The 23118-nt window shown below is 71.1% G+C and carries 18 protein-coding genes; 12 read left to right on the top strand and 6 right to left on the bottom strand.

The genetic code is table 11. The features are described 5' to 3' along the window. Window positions 1–223 (bottom strand): hypothetical protein (locus ABH920_RS27200; protein ID WP_370351966.1); only part of this gene is annotated, 223 nt, incomplete at its 3' end. A gap of 29 nt (window positions 224–252) precedes the next feature. Continuing rightward, window positions 253–3036 carry a LuxR C-terminal-related transcriptional regulator gene (locus ABH920_RS27195; protein WP_370351965.1) on the bottom strand — a complete coding sequence of 928 codons (2784 nt, stop codon included), beginning with the start codon at window positions 3034–3036 and terminating at the stop codon, window positions 253–255. 476 nt (window positions 3037–3512) lie between these two features. On the opposite strand from ABH920_RS27195, the gene ABH920_RS27190 reads away from it, so the two are divergent. Continuing rightward, on the top strand, window positions 3513–4271 hold the full coding sequence (locus tag ABH920_RS27190; protein ID WP_370351964.1) for a thioesterase II family protein: 759 nt from the start codon (window positions 3513–3515) through the stop codon (window positions 4269–4271). 207 nt (window positions 4272–4478) lie between these two features. Next, complete coding sequence (locus ABH920_RS27185; RefSeq protein WP_370351963.1) at window positions 4479–5318, top strand: tryptophan 2,3-dioxygenase; 840 nt, start codon at window positions 4479–4481, stop codon at window positions 5316–5318. Window positions 5319–5349: 31 nt separating this feature from the next. Here the strand turns inward: ABH920_RS27185 and ABH920_RS27180 are convergent, their stop codons facing one another. Then, window positions 5350–6657, bottom strand: a complete 1308-nt coding sequence (locus tag ABH920_RS27180; RefSeq protein ID WP_370351962.1) for a sensor histidine kinase — start codon at window positions 6655–6657, stop codon at window positions 5350–5352. After that, entirely contained in the window at window positions 6654–7316 is a 663-nt protein-coding gene (locus ABH920_RS27175; protein WP_370351961.1) for a response regulator transcription factor, read from the bottom strand. The genes ABH920_RS27180 and ABH920_RS27175 overlap by 4 nt, the downstream gene beginning before the upstream one ends. Window positions 7317–7490: 174 nt before the next feature. Here ABH920_RS27175 and ABH920_RS27170 point away from each other — a divergent pair, with 174 nt between their 5' ends. From ABH920_RS27170 to ABH920_RS27155, 4 genes are all read left to right on the top strand, one after another. Beyond that, the gene (locus ABH920_RS27170; protein ID WP_370351960.1) at window positions 7491–8687 is read left to right on the top strand and encodes an ABC transporter permease; all 1197 of its coding nucleotides are present in this window, start codon (window positions 7491–7493) and stop codon (window positions 8685–8687) included. Window positions 8688–8724: 37 nt separating this feature from the next. Continuing rightward, window positions 8725–10107: an ABC transporter permease gene (locus ABH920_RS27165; RefSeq protein WP_370351959.1), complete on the top strand. Its 1383-nt coding sequence runs from the start codon at window positions 8725–8727 to the stop codon at window positions 10105–10107. A gap of 7 nt (window positions 10108–10114) precedes the next feature. After that, window positions 10115–10837 (top strand): ABC transporter ATP-binding protein, encoded by a 723-nt coding sequence (locus tag ABH920_RS27160; RefSeq protein WP_370351958.1) that lies wholly within the window; start codon window positions 10115–10117, stop codon window positions 10835–10837. Between the two features lie 106 nt (window positions 10838–10943). Then, a complete protein-coding gene (locus tag ABH920_RS27155; RefSeq protein WP_370351957.1) occupies window positions 10944–11927 on the top strand; it encodes an aldo/keto reductase in 984 nt (327 codons plus the stop codon). 95 nt (window positions 11928–12022) lie between these two features. On the opposite strand, the gene ABH920_RS27150 is transcribed toward ABH920_RS27155, so the two are convergent. After that, window positions 12023–13078, bottom strand: a complete 1056-nt coding sequence (locus ABH920_RS27150; RefSeq protein ID WP_370351956.1) for a PHB depolymerase family esterase — start codon at window positions 13076–13078, stop codon at window positions 12023–12025. Window positions 13079–13279: 201 nt separating this feature from the next. Between ABH920_RS27150 and ABH920_RS27145 the strand changes: the two genes are divergently transcribed. Beyond that, the gene (locus ABH920_RS27145; protein WP_370351955.1) at window positions 13280–16903 is read left to right on the top strand and encodes a CHAT domain-containing protein; all 3624 of its coding nucleotides are present in this window, start codon (window positions 13280–13282) and stop codon (window positions 16901–16903) included. A 1-nt stretch (window position 16904) separates the two neighbouring features. Here ABH920_RS27145 and dhaM read toward each other — a convergent pair whose 3' ends face one another. After that, entirely contained in the window at window positions 16905–17615 is a 711-nt protein-coding gene (dhaM, locus tag ABH920_RS27140; protein WP_370351954.1) for a dihydroxyacetone kinase phosphoryl donor subunit DhaM, read from the bottom strand. Window positions 17616–17702: 87 nt separating this feature from the next. Here dhaM and ABH920_RS27135 point away from each other — a divergent pair, with 87 nt between their 5' ends. The 5 genes from ABH920_RS27135 to ABH920_RS27115 all read left to right on the top strand — a co-directional run bounded on the left by ABH920_RS27135 (window position 17703) and on the right by ABH920_RS27115 (window position 23115). Beyond that, window positions 17703–18476, top strand: coding sequence for an IclR family transcriptional regulator (locus ABH920_RS27135; RefSeq protein ID WP_370351953.1), 774 nt, complete (start codon window positions 17703–17705; stop codon window positions 18474–18476). 223 nt (window positions 18477–18699) lie between these two features. After that, window positions 18700–19698, top strand: coding sequence for a dihydroxyacetone kinase subunit DhaK (gene dhaK / locus ABH920_RS27130; RefSeq protein ID WP_370351952.1), 999 nt, complete (start codon window positions 18700–18702; stop codon window positions 19696–19698). A 33-nt stretch (window positions 19699–19731) separates the two neighbouring features. Next, the gene (gene dhaL, locus ABH920_RS27125) at window positions 19732–20355 is read left to right on the top strand and encodes a dihydroxyacetone kinase subunit DhaL (RefSeq protein WP_370351951.1); all 624 of its coding nucleotides are present in this window, start codon (window positions 19732–19734) and stop codon (window positions 20353–20355) included. Then, window positions 20352–22037, top strand: coding sequence for a phosphoenolpyruvate--protein phosphotransferase (locus ABH920_RS27120; protein ID WP_370351950.1), 1686 nt, complete (start codon window positions 20352–20354; stop codon window positions 22035–22037). The genes dhaL and ABH920_RS27120 overlap by 4 nt, the downstream gene beginning before the upstream one ends. A gap of 88 nt (window positions 22038–22125) precedes the next feature. Next, entirely contained in the window at window positions 22126–23115 is a 990-nt protein-coding gene (locus ABH920_RS27115) for an aldo/keto reductase (RefSeq protein ID WP_370351949.1), read from the top strand. Window positions 23116–23118: the final 3 nt, after the last annotated feature.

Here is a 23118-nt window from a genome sequence, read left to right as displayed (position 1 = left end):
GCCGACGCCGCACCCGCTCATGCCGCGCCTCGCCGCCGACGCCGCGCAGCCCCGACCGCCGACGCCGCGCCGCCCGCGCCGCGCCACCCGCACCACTCATGCCGCGCCGCTCGTGCCGCACCGCACCACTCATGCCGCGCCGCTCGTGCCGCACCGCGCCGCTCGTGCCGCGCCGCGCCGCTCGTGCCGCGCCGCGCCGCTCGTGCCGCGCCGTGCTGCTCATGCCGCGCCGCTCATGCCGCGCCGCACCGCTCACCCCCGAGCCTCGGCGTCCAGCACCGTCCGAATCAGCGCCGCGCGACTCGACACCCCCAGCTTCCGATAGATCTGCCCGAGGTGGGCGTCGACTGTCCGCCTGCTCAGGAACAGCCGCTCGGCGATCTGCACGCTCGTGACTCCCGTGCTCGCCAGCGCCGCGATCTCGCGCTCGCGCGTGGTGAGTGCCGCGAGGGCGTCGGTTGCCTCGCGCTGGACGCTGCGCTCGGCGGCCTTCTCGGCGAGCCGGGTCCGCTGCTTCGTTGTCTCGTCGACCAGTAGTGTCGCCTCGCACTGCTCGGCCAGGGTCGTCGCGCGGTCGAGCCAGTCCCGGGCCTGCCGGTGGTGTCCGAGTGCCGCCGCGAGGGTGGCCGCCTCCGACAGGGTGCGGCAGACCTCGATGCGCTCGCCGCTTGCGGCGAAGCCGTCGATGGCCTGTTGGGCGCTGGCGAGGGCGGCTTTGAGGTCGTCGCGCAGCCACTGGGCCCGCATGCGTGCGCGGGAGGCGAAGGCGCGGGTGCTCGCCGAGGGGAGTTGTTCGAGGGAGGCCTCGGCCAGTGCGGCCCAGCGGTCGGCTGCCAGTGGGTCCTTCTCGCGCAGTGCTATTTCGGACAGGGTGTCGCAGGAGCGCGTTCGGCGGGCGGCTATCAGGTTGGGGAGGTCCGGGCCGCCTGCCGCCTCCAGTAGGAGTCGGCCGGCGCGGGGCGCGTCTCCTGAGAACAGGACGATCTCGGCCCGGCGGCAGCGGACCACGACCGCCCATACCGTCGTGCGGGTCTCGGTCCACGCCGCGGCCCGGTCGGCCCAGGCCAGGGCCTGCCGCTGCGCGTCGTCCTCGTTCGTCCACACCAGGGCCGAGGCGCGGATGATCGCCAGGATCGCCTTGGTCGCCGGGTTCTCGGCGTTCTCGACGTACAGGTCCGCCTCGTCGAGGGTGGCCAGGGCCCGTTTCACGCTGCCGGCTCGGGCCTGGGTGTCCGCCAGCGTCTTCAGGATCATCGGCAGGATGTACGTCTGCCCGCTGCTCCGCGACAGTGCCGCGCCGCGGATCAGGTGGCGCTCGCCGTCGGCCAGCCGGGACAGCATCGTCTCGCTGAAACCGAGTTGGTAGACGGCCTCCAGGTTCCGTAGCAGCGCGGCGTCGGAGGCGGCGTCGACGAGTTCGGCGGCTTGCGTGATCGCCACTTCGGCCGCGTCGAGTTCGTCCGAGGACAGCAGCGCCAGCGCCGCCTGGGCACGTGCCAGGGCCTCGCCGACGATGTCGTGGACGCCGTGCGCCAGGGTGGCGGCGGCCTCGGCATGATGCCGGGCCCGCACGTAGTCGGCCTGGTCCAGGGCGTTGTCGGCCTGCATGCTGTGCAGCGCGGCGGCGGCCGAGTCGTCGTCCGGTACGGACGCCAGGCCCGAGCGCAGGATCGCGGCGGATTCCGACAGCTGCCCGAGTTGGCGTTCGAGGCGGCCGGCGACGGCCACCGCGGTCACGTCGCCGGTCGGGTTGCCGACGATCGCGGGCAGTGTGTGCAGCAGGCTGCGGCCTTGGGACGCCTGTCCGGTCAACAGTTGTGCGCGGGCTAGAAGGACCTGCGCCTCGCGCTGCTCCGGAGAGTTCTCCTGGAGCTGGGGGAGCGCCGCTTGCAGGTACCGTGCCGCGTCGGCGGGAGCCGTGTGGATGGTCAGGCGCGCCGCGGCCAGCAGCGTGGCCGTGTGTTCCGGGCGGCTGGGGTCGGCCGCGCGGGTCAGGTGGTAGGCACGCCGGGCGATCGGCGCGGCCTGGCCGGCCAGCACGCTTTCGGCGCGCAGGTGGATGGTGATGCGCGAGCCGGGGTCGATCCGTCGGTACACGACTTCGCTCACGGCCGGATGGCGGATGGCGAACCGTGCGATCGTGCCGGTCGGCCGCACGATGTCCAGCCGGGTCAGCGAGTCCAGCGCGTCCAGGGCCTCGGTGGCCGACAGCCCGGCGACCGCCGCGATCAGCTGCGGATGGGCCGGTTCGCCGAGCACGGCCAGGGTCTGCAATGTGGTCAGCGCGGTGTGGTCCAGCTCGGCGAGTTCGCCGACGACCGCGCGGGCGGCGTCCGCGTGCGGGTCGCCGTCGGCGCTCAGGATCCTGAGGTACTGCGGGTTGCCGCCGGACGCCTCGTGGACGGCGGCGAGGTTCGGCAGGTCGCCGACGAGCGCTCGCGCCTCGTCCCGGGAGAGCGGGCCGAGTTCCCACACGTCGAGCAGGTCCGCGGCCACGGCGCGGGATATGGCGGCCGCCACCGCGGGGGCGAGCTGGCGGCGGCGGTAGGCCAGCAGCAACAGCATCGGGGCGTCGGTCGCCGCCCGGATGAGGCGTTCCAGGGCCGGCAGGTCGTCGGAGGCTATGCGGTGCAGCTCGTCCGCGACGGCGACGATGGGGCTGCCCGACGGCGTGCCGGACTCGCCGGGCGTACCGCCCGCACCGCTCGGGCCGCTCGCACGGCCCGGGCCGCCCGGGCCGCTCGGGCCGCCTGCACCGCTCGCCCCGCCCGGGCCACTCGCCCCGCACGCACCCACGGCCGCGATGACGTCCCCGAAAGCCGGCCCCACCACCTGGATCCCGACCGCCCGGGCCCGCGCCGCCAGGTGCGTGACCAGCATGCTCTTCCCGATCCCCGGCTCCCCGGCCACGGCGATCGCCCGCCCCCGCCCCGCCTGCAGCCGCATCAGGGCACTGTCCAGCGCACTGACTTCGGCGGCCCGGCCGATCACCTGCCGTGGGCGGTCGGCGGCGCCGCGTTCTGGGGCTGTCGCCATGTTGCCTCCTGGAGCGATCCGCGGCGAATCCATACCAGCGATCCGTCGGTCACCATATGTCAGCAGTCTTAGTGAAACGGCTGGCTCGGGAGTCGGGTTCACCAGCATGTGACCCATATAGTCCGGGGCCCGCCGGGGACGATATCAGTGCCCTTCGCATAACTACCTACACCCGGGCTACGGTGATGTCCCGTATTTGTACCGATGCGCTGTCGGCCAATAACGCATTCACTTGGTGTGCGCGGTCGAGGCCACCTCAGGCGACGGCCCGGTGTACTACTCAGAATCAGCCACTGGATGTGCTCCATACCCCCACACCACGCTCGGTGCCTGAGAGGGCGGATTGTCACCATCAGCCCTCTGAAGTCCGTCGGTGCCCGCCTGTCCGGACCCGAGGAGTCTGACATGCCCGTGTATGAAGACGCCGACACATCCACATTCGCCGCGCCGACGACCTTCGTGGCGGCCGGGTGATCATGACTGCCGCCACCGACGCCGCGCAGGCCCGGTGGTTCCGCGACCAGAACCGGCGCGCGGGCGGGATCAGGCTGTTCTGCCTGCCGCCGGCAGGGGCCGGCGCCTCCACCTTCCGCGGCTGGCCGGAGCTGATCGGGCCCGGGATCCAGGTGACCGCGATCCAGCTCCCGGGCCGTGAGGACCGCATCCGGGAGCCCGCGTACGACCGCCTGGACGGGCTGCTCGACGAGCTCGTGCCGGTGCTGGCCGGTGCCCTGGACGGGCCGTACGCGTTGTTCGGGCACAGCATGGGCGCCCTGATCGCCTACGAGGCGGCGCGCCGCCTGGTCGCCCTGGGCGCCCCGCCTCCGGTCCACCTGTTCGCCTCGGCCCACGGCGCACCGCACGCGCCGTACCGGCGCAGCTATGTCAGCAGCCTGCCGGAGCCGGAGTTCAAGCGTGCCATGTTGTCCCTGAACGGGATCCCGAAGGCGGCGGTCCAGGAAGCGGCGTTCCTCAGCCTGCTGTTACCGACCCTGCGGGCCGACTTCCAGCTGTGCGAGACCTACGAATACGCCGACAGCGCCCCGCTGCCGTGCCGGCTGACCGCTCTGGTCGGCGCCGACGACGACGTCCCCCCGATGGACCTGGCGCTGTGGCGGGAGCTGAACACCGGGCCGTTCCGGATCCGGGTGATCGACGGCGACGTCACGTTCGTCGTGAAGCACCGGCGGCAGGTCGCCGAGGTGGTCCGGGCGGGGCTGGCGGGCGAGTTCTGACGGGTTGCTTCTGACCGGCGGCTTCCGGCGGCTTCTGACGGCTTCTGACGGCGCGGGCCGTCCGTATCGGCCCCTTGCCGTTCCGAACACGAACGCCGCATTATGGGGGCGGGCCCGCCGACGCCAGTGTCGGACGGCCCGAGGGGACCGGCGCACCGACGAGTTCGAGCGGACCGCTACCCGGCAGCCCACACCAAGGATGTGCCGATGTCCTCCGTTCCACAGCAATCCGGCGTGCTCGCTCCCAGGCTCGACCTCGGCGGCACGACCCCGTACGACGACTACATCCGGGCCTCCGTCCTGTCCGGCCTCCAGCAGACCCGCACCGAGGACCCCGGCGAGATGGCGTTCATCGTCACCAGCCAGGTCATGGAGCTCTGGTTCACGCTCCTGGTCCACGAGTGGCAGACCGCCTCGGCGGCCCTGCGCGACGACGACGTCCCCACCGCACTGGCGGCGCTGCGCCGCAGCCTGGACGAACTGGCGGCGCTGAACGCCTCCTGGCAACCCCTGTCCCAGCTCACCCCGACGCAGTTCAACGCCTACCGTCCGGCGCTCGGCGACGGCTCGGGCTTCCAGTCCGCGATGTACCGGCGCCTGGAGTTCCTGCTCGGCGAGCGATCGTCCTCGATGCTGGTCCCGCACACCGGCACCCCGCAGATGCACGCCGAACTCCAGAAGGCGCTGCACGAGCCGAGCCTCTACGACGAGGTCCTGCACCTCCTGCACCGCCGCGGCCACCCGATCCCGCAGGCGGTGCTGGACCGCGACCTCACCCGCCGCTACGAGGGCGACCAGGCCGTCGAGCAGGTCTGGGCCGAGATCTACGCCGCGCCCGACCGCGAGCCGGACCTGGTGCACCTCGGCGAAGCGCTCACCGACGTCGCCGAGGCGATGTGGCGCTGGCGCGGCGACCACCTGATGGCGACCCGGCGGGCCATGGGGGCCAAGGTCGGGACCGGCGGCTCGGCCGGCGTCGCGTGGCTGGCCAAGCGCGCTGAGACGCTGGTCTTCCCCGAGTTGTGGACGGCCCGCAGCAGGGTGTGAGCTTGCGCGCTGTTGGGGCGCATGCCGCGATTCACGGCCGGAAGCGCAGCGTGAGCACGAGCCCGCCCTCGTCGCGAGGGCGGGCGGTCAGCTCCGCGCTGTGGGCCACGGCGATCGAGCGTGCGATCGACAGGCCCAGGCCGTGCCCGGTGGCCGCGGTGCGGTCGGGGCCGTGTCGCCGGAACGGCTCGAACAGGTCGGGGATCTTCTCGGACGACACCTGCGGGCCGGTGTTGGTGACGGTCAGCGTCGAGTCGGCGGCGTCGAGGCGGACGTCGACCCGGCCGCCGGGGTGGTTGTACTGGACCGCGTTCCGCGTCAGGTTCGTCAGCAGCTGGCGCAGCAGCACCGGGTCGCCGTGCACGACCGGCGGCGGGGAGACGTCCGCGTCGACCTTGGCGCACACATCGACCTCGACGTGCACGTCGTTCGTCGTCGCCAGCGGCGCCAGATCGCCCGCCACGACCCGGGCCACCGCCGCGAGGTCCACCGGCTCGGTCGTCTCCAGCCCGCGATCGCTGCGCGCCAGCAGCAACAGGGCATTGATAAGCCGCTCCGCCTCGTGGTTGGCGGCGAGCATGTCGTCGCGCACCTCGGCGAGCTCGTCGGGCAGCGGATCGGCGAACCCCACCTGGAGGCACGTGCGCTGGACCGTGAGCGGCGTCTTGAGTTCGTGCGAGGCGTTGGCGACGAAGCGGCGCTGGCTCTCGAAGGCCTTCTCCAGCCGGTCGAGCATGGTGTCGAAGGTGTCGGCGAGCCGATGCAGCTCGTCGTCGGGCCCGGTGAGCGACAGCCGCCGGTCCAGGTTCTGCTCGCTCATCTGCCGCGCCGCCGCCGTGATCGTGGCGACCGGACGCAGCGCCCGGCCGGCCATCCGCCAGCCGAGCAGCCCGGCGACCACCGCCATCACCACGAGGCCGATCCCCGACCAGAACACCATCTCGCGCAGGGCGGTGTCCTGGACGGCTCGCACGGTCTGGTCGATCTTCTGGATCAGCGCCGCGCTGGTGGTCCCCGGCGGCGTCGCGTGGCTCGGCTGGGCCAGCCCGCCGGGAGAGGTGGGGGAGAACGGCGCCGTGCCGTAGTCCGGCGCGTTGACGTAGGTGATCTCCATCCCCTGGACGTGTTGCACCGTGCCATGCCGCGCCAACACCACGACGAACGTGAGCAGGGCGCTCCCGACCAGCAGGAAGAGCCCGGCGAAGGACGTGGCCAGGCGCACGCGGAAGGGCATGCGGCTGATCAGGGTTCGAGGGTTGAGGGGCACCTTGAAGCGCACCTTGAAGTGCATCTTGAAGCGCTCGTCGCGGCGCACGGCTCGGGGACTCGGAAGACTCAATCGCACAGCCGATAGCCACCCTGCCGATCAGCGACGATCACACCGGGATCGCCGAGCTTCCCCCGCAGCCGACTGACGGTGACCCGCACCGCACCGGTCCGCGGATCGAGGTACTCGTCCCAGACCGTCCGCACCAGTTCGTCATGCTGCACAGCGGCCCCGCGCGCCGCCAACAGCAGCCGCAGCACCGCGAACTCCTTCGGCGTCAGCTCCAGCTGCCGCCCCTCCACCGACACTTCGTGCCGCGTGTCGTCCAGGGTGATGCTTCCGGACCGCAGCACCGTGGCCGCCGGCCGATGCGCGCGGCGGCTCAACGCCCGCACCCGCGCGACCAGCTCGCCGAAGTCGAACGGCTTGGCCAGATAGTCGTCCGCGCCGAGCGTGGTGAGGCCGTAGACCTTGTCGGACAGCGTGCCGGCCGCGGTCAGCATCAGGATCTGTGGCGGGTCGCTCAGCTCGCGCAGCCGCCGGCACACCTCGTCGCCGCTGAGCACCGGCAGGTCGCGGTCCAGGATCAGCACGTCGTACGCGGTCAGCAGGCACATCCGCTCGGCCTCGTCGCCGGCGAGCGCGATGTCCACGGCCATCGCCTCGCGGCGCAGCCCGGTGGCGATCGTGCGCGCCAGGACGCGGTGGTCCTCGGCCACCAGGACTCTCATGGCTCCATAGAACCATGATCATGATGACAGCCGGATAAGAATGTCATGGCGCGTTCGGCCAGGTAGAGGCGCTACGAGGCACTATGCGGCGCCACGAGGTCGGAACAGCGCCGATTCTTATGTCCCTGTAACAGGTTTACTCAGCCGTACGCGGCGCGCTGCTTGCATCAGCCCATGAACTTCGTCAAGCGAGCCGGCATGAGCCTGGTCGTCAGAGCCTCCAGGACCGTCGCCCTGCTGGCGATCTTCGCCGTCATCTGCACCCTGCTCCTCGGCGGCTTCCTGTTGCGCAGCGGTGCCGCTCGGCAGGAGGCGGCCGCGCAGCGCGACATCGGCGTCGACGTGACCGTCCGCAAGCCCGCCGGATTCACGCCGGAGCTGGCCGACCGGCTCGGCGCGTCCGAAGTCGTGCACCGCTACAACCCGGAGGACGCCGTCCAGGCCGGCGCGCGCAACATCACGCCGCTGAACTCCGGGCCCCTTCCCGTCAACGGCATCCGGGACCTGGGCCTGCTCCTCCCCTTCTCCTACGGATCGATGAAGATCCTCCAGGGGCAGGGAATCCGCCCCGAGGACGCAGGCCGCGACGTCGCAGTGATCGAACATCGCCTGGCCGACAAGGACCACCTGGCGATCGGCGGCACCGTTCAGCTGCGTTCCGCGGACGGCACGCGCACGGTGCCGGTCACCGTCGTCGGCGTCTTCCAGGACCCCACGCCGGACCCGGTGGTGCCGTCGCCGAAGCAGGAACTGCCCGGCAACGCGGTGTACGTGCCGCTGGCCACCGCGCAGAAGCTCAGCGCCGCACCGTTGACCGTGACCGAGGCGGTCTACCGGATCGGCTCGCCCGACCAGGCCGAGCAGCTGAACGCGGACGCCGGCCGACTGTTGGGCGCCGGCACCTTCAGCATGCAGGTCAACGACAAGGCCTACCGCGACCAGGTTCGCCCGATCCAGCGCGTCGGCGCCTTCGCGGGTCTCATCGTCTGGGTGATCGCGGTGGCCGGGGCGCTGGTCCTCGGCCTGATCGTCATGCTCCAGATCCGCGAGCGGCGCGCCGAACTCGGGGTGCTGCTGTCGATGGGCGAGAAGAAGTGGAAGCTCATCGGCCAGCACGTCGTGGAGATGACGGCCGTCGTGCTGCCCGCCGTGGCGCTCGCCGCGCTGGCCGGCGTGCTCGCCGGGCCGTCCGTGGGGAAGGCGCTGCTCGATCAGCACACCGGTAGCGCCGGGTCCTCGGTGCGGGTCGAGCCGGCCGCCGTCGCCGAGGTCGCCGCGCTGGGCCTCGGCATCTGCCTGGTCTCCACCGTCATCCCGGGCATCGGGATCCTCCGCCTGCATCCCCGTTCCATCCTCACCGACATCGAATAGCGAACATCGAACTGCGAACCGGGAGAACCGACGTCCCATGAACTTCGTCAAACGTGCCGCGCTCAGCCTGTGGGCCCGCAAGAGCCGCACGCTGATCACCCTGGCCACCTTCCTCGCCATCTCCGTGATGGTGCTGGCCGGCGTCCTGATCGACCACGCCACGGCCCGGGCCGAGCAGGGCGTGAAGCGCTCCGTGGGGGCCGAGGTCGACCTCGCCATGGACCTGAGCAAGCTGGGCTCCGGCGGCGGATCCCTTCAGGCGCCCCAGATCGACGCGGCGACCGTCGACAAGATCGGTACTCTGCCCCAGGTACAGAAGTACACCTACTCGACGTCGGATCGCGCGTTCCTGGCCGGTGGCGCGACCTTGGCCGACGGCGGGCCTCCGGCTCCCATGGGACCCGGCGGGACCGTCTATCAGGCCGTCCTGAACAGCTCCGTGCTGTCTGACTTCCGCAGCGGCATGTTCACGCTCTTGTCCGGTGCGCACATCACGCCCGCCGACAAGGACAAGAAGCAGGTCCTGATCGAGGAGCGGCTCGCGGCGAAGAACCATCTCAAGGTCGGCGACAAGCTCACGCTGACCGGCAACGACGAGAAGACCACGGCCACGTTCACCGTCGGCGGGATCTACCGCGATCCGCGCGCGGCGAGTGAGACAGACCCCGACTACTTCATCAGCTGGGCGAACATGATCTACGGGACGTTCGGCGGCCTCGCCGCGCTCGACGCCGGGAGCGGCGGGCCGCCGCAGGTGAGCACGGCGACCTTCATCCTGAACGACGCTGACACGCAGAACGCGTTCGAGAACTCGGCCAAGCAGGTCGCCGGCTCCGCTCTCGACGTCTTCAAGCTGGACGTCAATTCCAAGGCCATCCAGCAGATGACGGGCCCGCTGGGCAGCATCCGGACGACCGCGACGCTGGCCATGTGGCTGATGGGCATCGCCGGGGCGGCGGTGCTGGCGCTGGTCGCGAACCTCGCCGTCAAGCAGCGCCGCAAGGAGTACGGCGTGCTGCTGGCGATGGGGGAGAAGAAGACCAAGCTCATCTGGCAGCAGGTGCTGGAGATCGCCGCGGTCGCGCTCCTCGCCGTCGGTCTCAGTGCCCTGATCGCGCCGAGTCTGACGCAGCGTGCGGGCCAGTGGCTGCTGGGCCGCGACGCGTCCCAGGCGAAGCAGAAGATCGACGCGTGGAAGCCGCCGCCGCCCGGCAGCACCGGGCTCGGCGAGGGCATCGACCCGAACGCCAGACCGGTCCAGAACGCCGATCCCATCGACAAGATCACGGTGGCCCTCGACCCGGCGGACCTCATCGCGGTCGGCGGCGTCGGGCTGGGGATCGGGCTGCTGGCCACCGCGATCCCGGCGGCCTCCGTCCTGCGCCTCAGTCCCCGCACCATCCTCACGAAGGGCAAGTGAAACCGCCATGACCGAAACCGCTGTGAGCGCCGTCAGCACCCCGACGCCGGTCCTGCGCCTGGTGGGCGTCAGCCACACCTACGCCGACCAGCGCCGCCGGAGCGCGGTCCTGAACGGGATCAGCTACTCCTTCGAGCGTGGCACGTTCTACACGATCCTGGGGCCGTCCGGCAGCGGCAAGACGACGCTGCTCAGCCTGGCCAGCGGCCTGGACACGCCGACCAAGGGCACCATCAGCTTCGACGGCCGGGATCTGTTGGAACTCGGTCTGGGCCGCTACCGCAACCGGCACGCCGCCACCGTGTTCCAGCAGTACAACCTGCTCACGTACATGACCGCGCTGCAGAACGTCACCGCCGCCATGGAGATCACCGGCGTGAAGCCCGCCTCGGGCAGTCGCCGGTCCCGGGCGCTGGAGCTGTTGGAGCGCATCGGGCTGGACAAGGCGACGGCCACGCGCAACGTCCTGCGGCTGTCCGGCGGCCAGCAACAGCGGGTCGCCATCGCCCGGGCGCTGGCCTGTGACGTCGACATCCTCTTCGCGGACGAGCCCACCGGAAACCTCGACGAGGACACCGCTCAGGGCATCATCGACACCTTCCGCGAGCTGGCCCACGAGCAGGGCAAGTGCGTGGTCGTGGTGACGCACTCGCAGCACCTCGCGGGGCAGTCCGACCGGATCCTGGTGCTGCGCAAGGGCAAGCTCTCGGAGCAGGCGAAGGCCCGATGAGCCGCCGACGGCGCCGGACGTGGCGACGGACGGTGACGTCAACGTTTTACGACCGTGACTGGCTAGCATGGCTGAGGGGTCAGTGATCAGAGGAAGGACCTATCAGGTGGAAACGCGAGTCCTGGGCCGCACCGGCCGGCAGGTCGGAGTCATCGGTCTCGGCGCCTGGCAGCTGGGCGCGGACTGGGGTGAGGTGGCCGAGGACGACGCGCTGGCCACGCTCGCCGCGGCGGTGGACGGCGGGGTGTCCTTCCTGGACACCGCCGACGTCTACGGCGACGGCCGCAGCGAGCAGCTGATCGGCACGTTCCTCAGGACGCGGTCGGGCGAGGACATCACGGTCGCCACGAAGATGGGGCGCCGGGTGCCGCAGGTGCCGGAGGCCTACACGCTGGAGAACTTCCGTGCCTGGAACGACCGGTCCCGGAAGAACCTCGGCGTCGACACCCTCGACCTGGTGCAGCTGCACTGCCCGCCGACGGCCGTGTACTCCAGCGACGAGGTCTTCGACGCGCTGGACACGCTGGTCGCGGAGAAGCGGATCGCCGCGTACGGCGTGAGCGTCGAGACGCGCGCGGAGGCGCTGACGGCGATCGCGCGGCCGGGCGTGGCGAGCGTGCAGATCATCCTGAACATGCTGCGGCTGGGGCCGCTCGCGGACGTGCTGCCCGCCGCGCGGGAGGCCGGTGTGGGCATCATCGCCCGCGTGCCGCTGGCGAGCGGGCTGCTGTCCGGGAAGTACGACGAGCACACCACGTTCGCCGAGAACGACCACCGGAACTACAACCGGCACGGCGAGGCCTTCGACGTCGGGGAGACGTTCTCAGGGGTCGACTTCGCGACCGGGCTGGAGGCGGTGCGGCGGCTGGCTCCGCTGGTGCCGGCGGGGGTCGCGATGGCGCAGTTCGCGCTGCGGTGGATCGTGGACCAGCCGGGGGTGAGCGTGGTCATTCCGGGCGCTCGCAATCCGAAGCAGGCGGCTGGGAACGCTGCCGCAGCGGAGCTGGCACCGTTGACGGAGACGCAGCTCGCGGCGGTGCAGGAGGTCTACGACGAGCTGATCGCGCCGCAGGTCGGGCAGCGGTGGTGAGCTGAGGAGAGCTTGGGTTCAGCGGCGTCGGTAGTGGTGGCTGGTCGGGCCACCACTACCGACGCTCGTCTTTTCAGCCGCTTGTCACCCGCTTCTCACCCGCCGAGCGAGCTCACCATGTTCATGATGGTCTCGATCTGCGCGCCGCCGTGGATCGGGTAGTTGGTCGCGCCGAGGTAGCCCCACCAGTCCCAGCATCCGTAGGGGTTGGTCGCGCCGGTGGTGGCCTGCGGGTAGAGGACGATCATGGTGTTCGTGTCGGCGTACTGGTCGAGATTCGCTCGGTCGACGAAGGCGGTGCCGACGGTGTCGTAGCCCTGATCGCAGCCGTGCAGGGCGACCAGGAGGCGGCAGGCGGAGCTGGCGGTGCACGACTTGGGGACGTAGGCGAAGCCGGATCCCGACATGTCCAAGGCTGAGGCCGAACCGCCGATGGCGTAGGCGTTCTGGTCGAAGCGGGTCAGGGTTCCGGTCAGCGGGCCGGTGTTCTCGGCGTGGACGGGACCGAGCAGGGCGGTCAGGAGGTCGTGCTCGGGATCGGTGCCGCAGTTGTTCAGGTACGGGGAGGCGGTGGCTCCGCACGCTTCGGTGCCGTAGGGCGTCACCCAGGCGTGGCCGGCGCCGTTGCCGGTGACGGAGGTGACGTGCGCGCCGAAGTCGGACCAGAAGGCCGCGCCGTCTCGGCTCACCGACGCGGCGATAGCAGTGTCCTGCGAGCCGTGGTACACCCACACCGGGAGCCCGGAAAGGTTCTCGATCGGGTCGATCCACCCGTAGGCGGACCACAGCGAGGCATCGGACTCCAGCGCACCGAGGTAGTCCGGGTAGGTGTTGGCCGCGCAGCCGTACAGCGCCTCGGCGGCGTTGTTCTGCGCGCAGTAGTAGGGCCCGGCGCCGAAGACCGCGGTGCCGCGAATCCGGCTGGAGTAGGCCACCTGCAACTGTCCGGCCATGTAGCCGCCGGCGGAGATCCCGGCGACGTAGACCCCTGAGATCTGGTAGCCGCTCAGGCTGCCGGCCGTCGGGCTCACGGTGTAGGGCCCGCCGCTCGCCGAGGCCTCGGTACCCGGCACGGCCATCGCCGCGAAGAGTGTCAGGGCGCACATCGCGGCCCAGCGCCCGGTGCGTCGCAGGCTGCGCAGTCGTCGCATCGCTGGCTCCCCTTTGCCTTGCCTCGCCGATGTTTCGGGGAACGTAGCTCAGGCGGGGAGGGTCGGCTATGTGAGTGGGCGCCATAACGCCGTCGGTTGGTGTGGGGCGAGGTCCTGTCCGTCAAGGTGTTCCCGGGTAGAGGTGATGACAGCGGGTTGGCGGGGCCGGGGCTTGTGTGACCGCGCGGAAGGGACTCGATCATGGACGAGGAGCAGGACCTGCGTCGTGCTGCGGAGGCCGGGGACGCAATCGCGATGGTGAACCTCGGCCGAGCGCTGGAGTTGCGCAGTGATCCGGAAGAGGCGGAACGGTGGTACCGGCGGGTCGTCGACGATGCGGGGGCGTATCCCGTGGCGCGGGCTCATGCGGCGCACCGGATCGCGGGGTTTGCGGAGCAGCGTGGGGATGTCGGGGAAACGGATGCGTGGCTGCGGCAGACCGTCGGGATTATCACAGAAGCCGATTACGATCCGACGTTGCCAAGGCTTTTGAGCAGTGCACTGATAAAGCTTGCGGAGATGAACGCCGATGCCGGCAATGCGGAGTACGCCGAGCAGTTGTACCGAGCGGCCGCAGAGAGCACTGAAGAGGCCGATGCCTATCATGCGTTAGGCAAGTTCCTCAGAGGGCGTGGCGATTCCACCGAGGCGACGGGCTGGTACCGCAAAGGCGCCGAGAAGGGCCACATGAACTCCATGCTGGAGTTGACGGACCTGGCCTTCGAACGGGGAGATGAGGCCGAGGTGCGGTATTGGACTATGGAGTCCTTCAGCGCATCCGGCGCGATGAAGTACAAGCCGGAAGAGGACTCGGATCCCGATGTGCTGGAGGACCACGCCTGCCGTCTGACTTCTCTTTATGAGATCAGCGGACACCGCCCGACCCTCGACGAGGCGCTTGTTCAGTTTCGCGCCAGCCTCGCTCTCACCCCCGAAGGCGATCCCACCCACGCTGGTCGCCTGGCCAACCTGGGTAGCGCGTTGCACACGCTGTTCGAGCGCACCGGGGAGTGGGACGTGTTGGTCGAGTCAGTGTCCCTTGGGCGCGCCGCGGTGGCGACCGCGCTCGAGGATGATCCCGACCGTGCCATGTATCTGGGCAACCTCGGACTCGAGCTGCGTGAGATGTTCAATCGCACCGGGCAGCTGGAGTGGCTGGTAGAGGCGGTGAAGGTCGGGCGTGCGGCGGTCGCTACTTCTAGGGACGACGCAGGCCGCGCCGCAGACCAACTCAACCTCGCGGTCTCGCTGTGTGCACTGTTCGCCCGAACCGGTCGGCAGGAGGCCTTGCTCGAAGCCATCGAGTTCGCGCGGGCCGCGGTGGCCGCCACCAACGATGACCACAGGCGCGGCACAGTCTTGAGCACCCTCGGAACCGCCTTGCTGCTGCGCTATCAGAACAGCGGGGATGAAGCGGTGCTGGCCGAGGCGACGGAGGTGGCACGCCAGGCCGTGGCAGCCACCCCCTCAGGGCATACGGAGCTGTCCAAGTATCTCAGTGCTCTTGGACTGGTGTTGCGGACAACGTTCCAGCACACCGGTCAGCTCGCTGCGCTGGTCGAAGCCGTGGAGGTGGAGCGCCGCGCGCTGGATGCCCTGCCTGAGGGAAGTCCCAACCGCGCGGGCCACCACAACGAACTCGGAATCAACCTGATGCTGTTGGCCGAGCGCACCAACGACATCGACACACTGGTCGAAGCGGTGAACCGGGCCCGTGCCGCTGCGGGTGACGCGTCGGCCGACGACTCTTCGCGGGCAATCTATCTGAGCAACCTCGGGAACGTGCTCAGAGAAGTGTTCGATCGCAGTGATCGCCTCGAATACCTGGTTGAGGCGGTGTCGGTGACTCGTGCGGCCGTGGAGGCCACTCCGGTGGACGATCCAGATCGTGCCGTGGCAGCAAGCAACCTGGGAGGCAAGCTTCGTCTTCTGGCCGAGCGCACCAACCGGCAGGATGCGGCGTCCGAAGCCGTCGAGATCGCCCGTGAGGCCGTGAACGCCACGCCGGCCGGGCATCCGGCCCGCTCCCGTCGTCTGAACCTGCTCGGTGAGGCGCTGGAAGTCTTGTCCGAGCTCCGAGGACAGCCTCATCCGTCGGCAGAGGCCCGACGCGCCTTCCGCGAGGCCGCGGCGCACGAGGCCGGCGAGACCTCGTCGCGCATCATCGCGTTCCGCCACCTCGCGCGGTCGGCCGCCCGCGTCGGGGATGCGCAGGACGGTCTGGCCTGCATTGAAGCAGCCATCGAACTCGTCGACCTGCTCGCGCCGGCGCGGCTGGCCCGCGCGGACCGCGAACACCACCTCGGCGAGGTGTCGGAGCTGGCGAGCGAGGCCGCGGCCGCCGCGCTCGACGCCGGACGGCCGGAGCGTGCGGTCGAACTCCTTGAGCGCACGCGCGGAGTGCTCGCCGCCGACTCCCTCGGGCTGCGCGGCGACGATCTGACCCGCTTGCGCGAGCAGTATCCCGAGCTGGCCGATCGGCTCGATCAGACGCGCCAGCGCATCGATGCGCTCGACCGGCTCCAGTCGGCGTCCGAGATGAATGCTGGCGCGAGCGGTCCTCCCGTGTCCGTCACCGAATCCGACCGGCAGCTGGCCGCGCAACGGACCGAGGCGCACGGCGCCTGGCAGTCGCTGCTGGACGCGATCCGCGCGCTGCCCGGGTTCGCCGAATTCTTCCGCGCCCCGACCATCGCCACCCTGGTCCGGCACGCGCACGCCGGCCCCGTCGTCTACGTCAGCGTCAGCACCACCCGCGCCGACGCGCTGATCCTCACCGAGGGCCCCGATCCGGTCGTGGTGGTGCCGCTGCCCGGGGTCACCCGCGACGCGGTCAGCGAGCGTCTTGTGCGGCTGACGCAGGCGGGCGGCGTCATCGCGGTCCGCGACCTCGCACCGGCCTCGGGGCCGGTAGATGTGCAGGGCGAGATCCTGGCGGTCCTGGCGTGGCTCTGGGACGCGGTCGCCCTGCCGGTGCTGGCGCGCCTGGGCTACACCGAACCGCCTGCTGATGGTGCGGACCTACCGCGGGTCTGGTGGTGTCCCGTCGGCGCGATGACGTTCCTGCCGCTGCACGCCGCAGGCCGGCACGTCACGACTCGTCACGTCACGACCGGCAGCGCCGACGGACCGGCAGCGGCCCCGTCCGCCGTCCTCGACCTCGTGGTGTCGTCGTACACATCGACCGTGCGCGCCTTGCCACGCAAGGGGGATCCGCAGCCGCGGACCGCCCCGTCGAGCACCTTGGTCGTCTCGGTTCCGGACCTCCCCGGCGCGGAGCTGCCCGGGGTGGTGGCGGAGACCGACGCCATCAGGGCTCTGGCTCCGCAGGCGCGCGTTCTGCGACAGCCGACGCGCGAAGGCGTCCTGGACGCCTTGCCCAGCCACCGCATCGTGCACTTCGCCTGCCACGGCTACTTCGACGCCGCCAGCCCCGCTCGCAGCAGCCTGATCCTGACCGACCACGAGACCGCGCCGCTCACCCTCGCCGACATCCGCGACCTGCGCATCGACGCGGAGCTGGCCTACCTCTCCGCCTGCGACACCGCGACCTCCACATGGCGGCTGGCCAACGAGTCGCTGCACATCACCGGGGCCTTCCACCTGGCCGGCTACCGCAACGTCGTCGGCACCCTCTGGCCCATCGACGACGGCACCGCTTCCTGGATCGCGGCGGACTTCTACCGCCACCTCACCGACGGCGGCACGATCCCGCCCGACACCGCACGGATCGCGCAAGCCCTGCATCACGCGGTCAATCAGGTGCGCGCGCGGTGTCCCGACGTGCCGAGCCTGTGGGCCGCGTACACCCATACCGGCGCCTGAATCACTCGACCTCGGCAAGGATCGCGGCGAGCGTCTTCACCGCCGAATCAGCATCCTGTCCCTCGGCGTGCACGGTCACCGTGCCGCCGATGGTGGCGCCCAGGCTCATCACGGCCAGGACGCCGGTGGGGTTGACCGACTTGCCGCCGTACTCGATGCGGATGGTGCTGGCGAACTTCGCCGCCTCCTGGGCCAGGCGGCCGGCGGGGCGGGCGTGCAGGGTCGCGGGGAGGGTCACCGCTGCCGACGCGCCTTGGGGGTGCTCGGGCTCCGCAGCTGCGTCAGCTGCGGCTGCGGGCGCTGCCGCGGGCTCGAAGCTCTCCACCTTCATGATCCCGCGCGCCTGTCGCGCCGCCTCGGCGACCGCCGACAGGTCGGCACCGGCTGCGGCCGTGACAGCGGCTGCTACCGCGCCCTCCACGAACGGGGCGTCCACCAGCAGGACGTCGGTGCGCGGGTGGTCCTCCAGCACCGCCAGCGTGGTGAGGACCGAGCTGCCCAGGTCCGGCAGCACGATCACGCCCGCTCCGCGGTCGGCCTCGGCGATGGCGGCCACGATCCGGTCGTAGCTGGTGCCGAGTCCGCCGTCCTCGGTGCCCCCGGCCACCGCCACCGGGACCCGGTCCGAGCCGATCTGGGCCAGCAGGTCGCGCAGGCCCGAGGCCAGTTCGGCGCTGTGCGAAACGAGTACGATGCCGATGGACTGGTTCATAAACAGTGATGCTAAATCTCGGAACGCTATTCAGCAATACTGAATTCACCTCCGAACGTTGGCAAGACCGAAGGCGAGGATCGGCACATGGTGCAGTCGGTGCAGCGTGCGGTGCGCGTCCTGCGGGAGCTCGCCGCCGGCGGCCCGCGCCTGGGCGTGACCGAGCTGGCCGAGCGGGTCGGCGTCGCCAAGCCCACCGTGCACGCGCTGCTCCGCACGCTGGAGGGCGAGGGCCTGGTGGTCCAGGACTCCGAGACCGGCCGCTACCAGCTCGGCCCCGGCCTGTTGCTGCTGGGCAACGCCTACCTGGACACGCAGGAGTTGCGTGCGCGGTCGCTGAGTTGGGCCGACACGCTGGCCACCCGAGCAGATGAGGCCGTGTGGGTGACGGTGCTGACCGGGGACCACGTCTTCGTCGTGCACCACGCGTTCCGGCCCGAAGGCGTCGTGCAGATCCTCGAAGTGGGCGCCAGCATCCCCTGGAGCACCTGCGCGCTGGGCAAGGTCACCGTCGCGTTCCTGCCGCCGGACCAGCGCAAGGCCCTGCTGGACGGTGAGCTGCCGGCGCTGACCGGCTCCAGCATCACCGATCCGGACGTGCTGTCCCGGCAGCTCGACGAGGTCGGGCGGACCGGTCACGCGCTGGAGAACCAGGAATCCGCGCTCGGCGACGCCGGGATCGCCGCGCCGGTCTTCGACCGCAACGGCGTGGCCGGGGCGATCGGGATCGTCGGCCCGGTCGAGCGGGTCCTGGACGACAGTGCGCGGCAGGACCACATCGTCGCCGTTCGGGAGATCGCGCGGCAGATCTCGCGGGAGCTCGGCGCCGGCCGCGGGAGCGCCCGGGTCGCCCGGCCCTGATCAGGCCGCACGGTGCCGGGACCGGCCGCGCGCGACGTCTTGACAGCACAGACCGCGCGCGTTAGCTTCCGAACATCGTTCAGTGATGACGAACACAAGTCGGCCATGTGAATTTCCGCTCGCGACGAGATTCGGGTCTTCGCCAGAGCGGAATTACTCGCAGGTATGGCGCGCGGTCGCCCTCCGCTTCGTCCGTCGCAGTGCCTTCTGAAGGAGTCCCGGCATGAAGAAGCTGATCAACAGCCCAGATACCGTCCTCAGCGACGCGCTCGCCGGGATCGCGGCAGCCCACCCCGCACTGATCGTCGACCCCCAGGCCCGCATCATCACCCGCGCCGGCGGGCCTTCGGTCGGCCGGGTCGCGCTCATCTCCGGCGGCGGCTCCGGACACGAACCCCTGCACGGCGGCTTCGTCGGCACCGGAATGCTGCACGCCGCCTGCCCCGGGGAAGTGTTCACCTCGCCGGTCCCGGACCAGATGGTCGCGGCCGCGCAGGCCGTGGACGGCGGCGCCGGCGTGGTGTTCATCGTGAAGAACTACACCGGCGACGTGCTGAACTTCGAGATGGCCGCGGACCTCGTCGGCGACGACGGCATCGAGGTGGCCACCGTCCTGGTCGACGACGACGTCGCGGTCAAGGACTCCACCTGGACCGCCGGCCGGCGCGGGACCGGCGCGACGGTGTTCGTCGAGAAGATCGCCGGGGCGATCGCCGAACAGGGCGCCGACCTGGCGGAGGTCGCCGAGGTCGGACGGCGGGTGAACGCCGCCTCGCGCAGCTTCGCCGTCGCGCTGACCGCCTGCACCCCGCCGGCCGCCGGCAAGCCCGGCTTCGACCTGGCCGAGGACGAGATGGAGGTCGGCGTCGGCATCCACGGCGAGCCCGGCCGCAGCCGCGAGAAGCTGGAGCCGGCCTCGGCGATCGTGGACCGGTGCCTGGACGCCGTCTTCGCCGACCAGCCGCTGGCCGCCGGCGACGAGACCATCGTCATGGTCAACGGCCTCGGCGGCACGCCGCTGATCGAGCTGTACATCGCCTACGCCGAGGTCGCGAAGTACTTCGCCGAGCGCGGCGTGCGCATCGCGCGCAATCTGGTCGGGAACTACATAACCAGCCTGGAGATGGCAGGCGTTTCTGTGACGGTGTGCAAGGCCGACGAACAGATGCTTGCCTTGTGGGACGCACCGGTGAACACCCCGGCGCTGCGCTGGGGCGCCTGAGCGCCATCCACGGACCAACGAAGGAGTCGACCGGTGGACATCCACCAGACCAGGACCTGGGTCCAGGCCATAGCCGCGGCGATGGACCGGAACAAGGACCACCTGACACAGCTGGACTCGGCCATCGGCGACGCCGACCACGGCGTGAACATGCAGCGCGGCTTCACCGCCGTCCGGGCCGCCCTGGACGGCCTGCAGGCGGCCAGCGTTGGCGAAGTGCTCGTCAAGACCGGGACCACGCTGATCTCCAGCGTCGGCGGCGCCGCCGGACCGCTCTACGGCACGTTCTTCCGCGCCACCGGCAAGGCGCTGACCGGGCCGACCGCCGACGCCGAGCAGCTGGCCGCGGCCTTCGACGCGGGACTCGCGGGCGTGCAGAAGCTCGGTGCCGCGGTGCCCGGCGACAAGACCATGGTCGACGCCCTGGTGCCGGCGCTGGCCGCGTTCGGCGAGTCGGCGCGCGCCGGGGAGGGCGAGGCCGTCGCGGCGGAGAAGGCCGCGGTCGCCGCCGAGACCGGCGCCCAGGACACCACGCCCTTGCAGGCCCGCAAGGGCCGCGCCTCCTATCTCGGCGCGCGCAGCATCGGGCACCAGGATCCCGGCGCGACGTCCACCGCGCTCGTCTTCCGGGCCCTGGCGGAGGTGCTGAAGTCGTGACCCGGGCGAGGTTCGTCGGGCAGTCGGCGTCCTCCGGCACGGCTCTGGGTCTGCTGCACCACACGGAGCTGCCGCCGGCCGTCGTTTCGGCGCCGCGCCCTCCGGGTCAGGATCCTGTCGCCGAGGTCACCGACGCGTTCGACGCCGTCGCCGAGGAGCTGGCCGAACTCTCGCGGACGCTCCGGGACTCCGGGCAGACCGACCTGGCCGACATCGTCGAGGTCGACGGGTACATCGCGCAGGACCTGGAGTTGCGCGGCGCGGCGTTGCAGCACGCGCGCGCCGAGCAGTCTCCCGCGCAGGCCGTCGTCCAAGCCGTCGACGAGTACGCCGCGCTGCTCGCCGCCCTGGACGACCCGACGCTGGCCGAACGCGCCGCCGACGTGCGCCAGGTCGGCCGCCGCGTGCTGGCGCACCTGGCCGGCGTCACGTCCGCCGCGCCCGACGGCCCGGTGGTGCTGGTCGCGCACGAGCTCGGCGCCGCGGACCTGCTGGAGCACGGCGACCTGGTCGTCGCCGCCGTCTCCGTGATCGGCGGCCCCAACTCCCACGCCTCGATCATCGCGCGCTCGCTGGGGATCCCGCTGATCCTCAGCGTCAGCCCGGCGGTGCTGGACCAGCCCGACGGCGCCGAGGTGTTGATCGACACGGACCGCTCGACGATCACGGTGGATCCCGATCCGGCGGAGCGGGAGGCGGCCTTCGCGGTGATCGACGCCGTGCACCGGCGTCGCGAGATCCTGGCCGCCGAGCGGGACCTCCCGTCGCAGACCCTTGACGGGCATCCGGTCGCGCTGCGGGCCAACGTCGCCAGTTCCGTCGAGGCCAAGGCGGCGAACGCCGCGCACGCCGACGGCGTGGGCCTGCTGCGTACCGAGATGCCGTTCCTGGACGCGCGGAAGTGGCCGACGGAGGATCAGCATGCTGCGGTCCTGACCCCGGTCCTGGGCAAGCTGGCCGGACAGCCGGTGACCGTGCGCACGCTGGACTTCGCGGACGACAAGTTCCCGCCGTTCCTCGCCGACCAGGCCGTCGACGGACACCTGGGCCGCGGCCTGCCGCACATGCTCGCCGACCCGCTGGCGTTCACGCATCAGTTCCGGGCCATCCTCCGGGCCGGAGCGGCCTGCGACCTGCGCATCATGATTCCGATGGTGGCCACGGTCGAGGAATTGGCGGCGTGCGCGCAGATCCTCGACGCGGTCGCGGCCGATGTCGGAGCGGCGCCGCCGCCGATCGGCGCGATGATCGAGCTGCCCGAGGCGGTCGACCTCGCGGACGCGCTGGCCGAGCAGGCGGCGTTCTTCTCCATCGGAAGCAACGACCTGACCAGCCAGATCCTGCGGCTGGACCGGCGTGACCCGGCGGTGTCGCCGGTGCTGGCGGCTCATCCCAAGGTGCTGCAGGCCATCGCGCGCACCGTGCAGGCCGCGCATCGGCGCGGCCTGAAGGTCTCCGTGTGCGGCGATGCCGGGGCCCATCCGCTCGTCATCCCGTTGCTGATCGGTCTGGGCGTCGACGTGCTGTCGGTCGCTCCCGCCGCGCTGGACGAGACGCGGGTGCGGATCCGTCGTCTGGACGCGCGGGTGTGCGCCGAGGTCGCTGCCGAGGCGCTGGCCTGCGAGACGCTGGAGAGCGTGCAGGGCATCGTGCGCCGGCGGTGCTGGCCGGCCATGCCCTGACGCCGGAACGATCGAGCGGCAGCACTGGCGGCACCGGCAGCACGGCAGCACCGGCAGCACTATCGAGCAGCACACGGGAGGACTACTGATGGCGTCGAAGCACCCTGATCCCGATCTCGCGCGGACCGCGGCCTTCGGGCTCGGCCTGGCGGCGGTCGGACGCCCGGGGTACATCAACCTGGGCCGCGGCGAGGACCTGCCCGCCGACCGCACGGTCGAGGCGATGCGCTCCCGCGCGCACGAGGTGCTGGACGCGGCCTACGCGGCCGGGATCCGCTATTTCGACGCCGCTCGCTCCTACGGCCGGGCCGAGGAGTTCCTGGCCGAATGGCTGCGTCTGCACCCTGATATCGACGACGTCGCCGTCGGCAGCAAGTGGGGCTACACCTACACCGCCGACTGGCGGGTCGACGCTCCGGTGCACGAGGTCAAGGACCACAGCATCGCGGTGTTCACCCGGCAGATCGGCGAGACGCGGGCCCTGTTGGGGGACCGGCTGAACTTGTACCAGATCCACTCGCTCACGCCGGAGAGCCCGGCCCTGACCGATCAGGGGCTGCACCGCAGGCTGGCCGCGCTGGCCGCTCAGGGCGTGCGGATCGGGGTGTCGACGAGCGGGCCGCAGCAGGCCGACGCCATTCGCGCGGCGCTGGGGATCACGGTCGGCGGCAGTCGGCTGTTCGAGTCCGTGCAGTCCACCTACAACCTGCTGGAGACCTCCGCCGGCCCGGCTCTGGCCGAGGCCCACGAGGCCGGCTGGACCGTCATCATCAAGGAGGCGCTGGCGAACGGCCGCCTCACCGACGCCCACCTGGCCGAGCAGGACCAGGACGACTCGGTGGCGTCCGAGATCGCGGCGAAGGCGGGTGTCGGCGTCGATGCGGTGGCGCTGGCCGCGGTCGCGGCTGAGCCGTGGGTCGACATCGTGTTGTCGGGTGCCGCGACCGTGGCGCAGTTGGCGAGCAACGTGGCTGCGGCGCAGGTCCGGTTGGAGACCGACCAACGCGAGCAGCTGGCCGCGTTGGCCATGCCCGCGCAGGAGTACTGGACGCAGCGGTCCCGGATGGCTTGGGCGTAGGCG

Source organism: Catenulispora sp. EB89 (genome assembly GCF_041261445.1).
GTDB lineage: Bacteria > Actinomycetota > Actinomycetes > Streptomycetales > Catenulisporaceae > Catenulispora.
This window is presented reverse-complemented; position numbering and strand designations above follow the sequence as displayed.

What these genes read in the sequence shown, in the direction of transcription:
- ABH920_RS27195 (WP_370351965.1), bottom strand. Translation starts at nt 3,036, where the DNA reads ATGGCGACAGCCCCAGAACGCGGCGCCGCCGACCGCCCACGGCAGGTG.
- ABH920_RS27190 (WP_370351964.1), top strand. Translation starts at nt 3,513, where the DNA reads ATGACTGCCGCCACCGACGCCGCGCAGGCCCGGTGGTTCCGCGACCAG.
- ABH920_RS27185 (WP_370351963.1), top strand. Translation starts at nt 4,479, where the DNA reads ATGTCCTCCGTTCCACAGCAATCCGGCGTGCTCGCTCCCAGGCTCGAC.
- ABH920_RS27175 (WP_370351961.1), bottom strand. Translation starts at nt 7,316, where the DNA reads ATGAGAGTCCTGGTGGCCGAGGACCACCGCGTCCTGGCGCGCACGATC.
- ABH920_RS27170 (WP_370351960.1), top strand. Translation starts at nt 7,491, where the DNA reads ATGAACTTCGTCAAGCGAGCCGGCATGAGCCTGGTCGTCAGAGCCTCC.
- ABH920_RS27165 (WP_370351959.1), top strand. Translation starts at nt 8,725, where the DNA reads ATGAACTTCGTCAAACGTGCCGCGCTCAGCCTGTGGGCCCGCAAGAGC.
- ABH920_RS27160 (WP_370351958.1), top strand. Translation starts at nt 10,115, where the DNA reads ATGACCGAAACCGCTGTGAGCGCCGTCAGCACCCCGACGCCGGTCCTG.
- ABH920_RS27150 (WP_370351956.1), bottom strand. Translation starts at nt 13,078, where the DNA reads ATGCGACGACTGCGCAGCCTGCGACGCACCGGGCGCTGGGCCGCGATG.
- ABH920_RS27145 (WP_370351955.1), top strand. Translation starts at nt 13,280, where the DNA reads ATGGACGAGGAGCAGGACCTGCGTCGTGCTGCGGAGGCCGGGGACGCA.
- dhaM (WP_370351954.1), bottom strand. Translation starts at nt 17,615, where the DNA reads ATGAACCAGTCCATCGGCATCGTACTCGTTTCGCACAGCGCCGAACTG.
- ABH920_RS27135 (WP_370351953.1), top strand. Translation starts at nt 17,703, where the DNA reads ATGGTGCAGTCGGTGCAGCGTGCGGTGCGCGTCCTGCGGGAGCTCGCC.
- dhaK (WP_370351952.1), top strand. Translation starts at nt 18,700, where the DNA reads ATGAAGAAGCTGATCAACAGCCCAGATACCGTCCTCAGCGACGCGCTC.
- ABH920_RS27115 (WP_370351949.1), top strand. Translation starts at nt 22,126, where the DNA reads ATGGCGTCGAAGCACCCTGATCCCGATCTCGCGCGGACCGCGGCCTTC.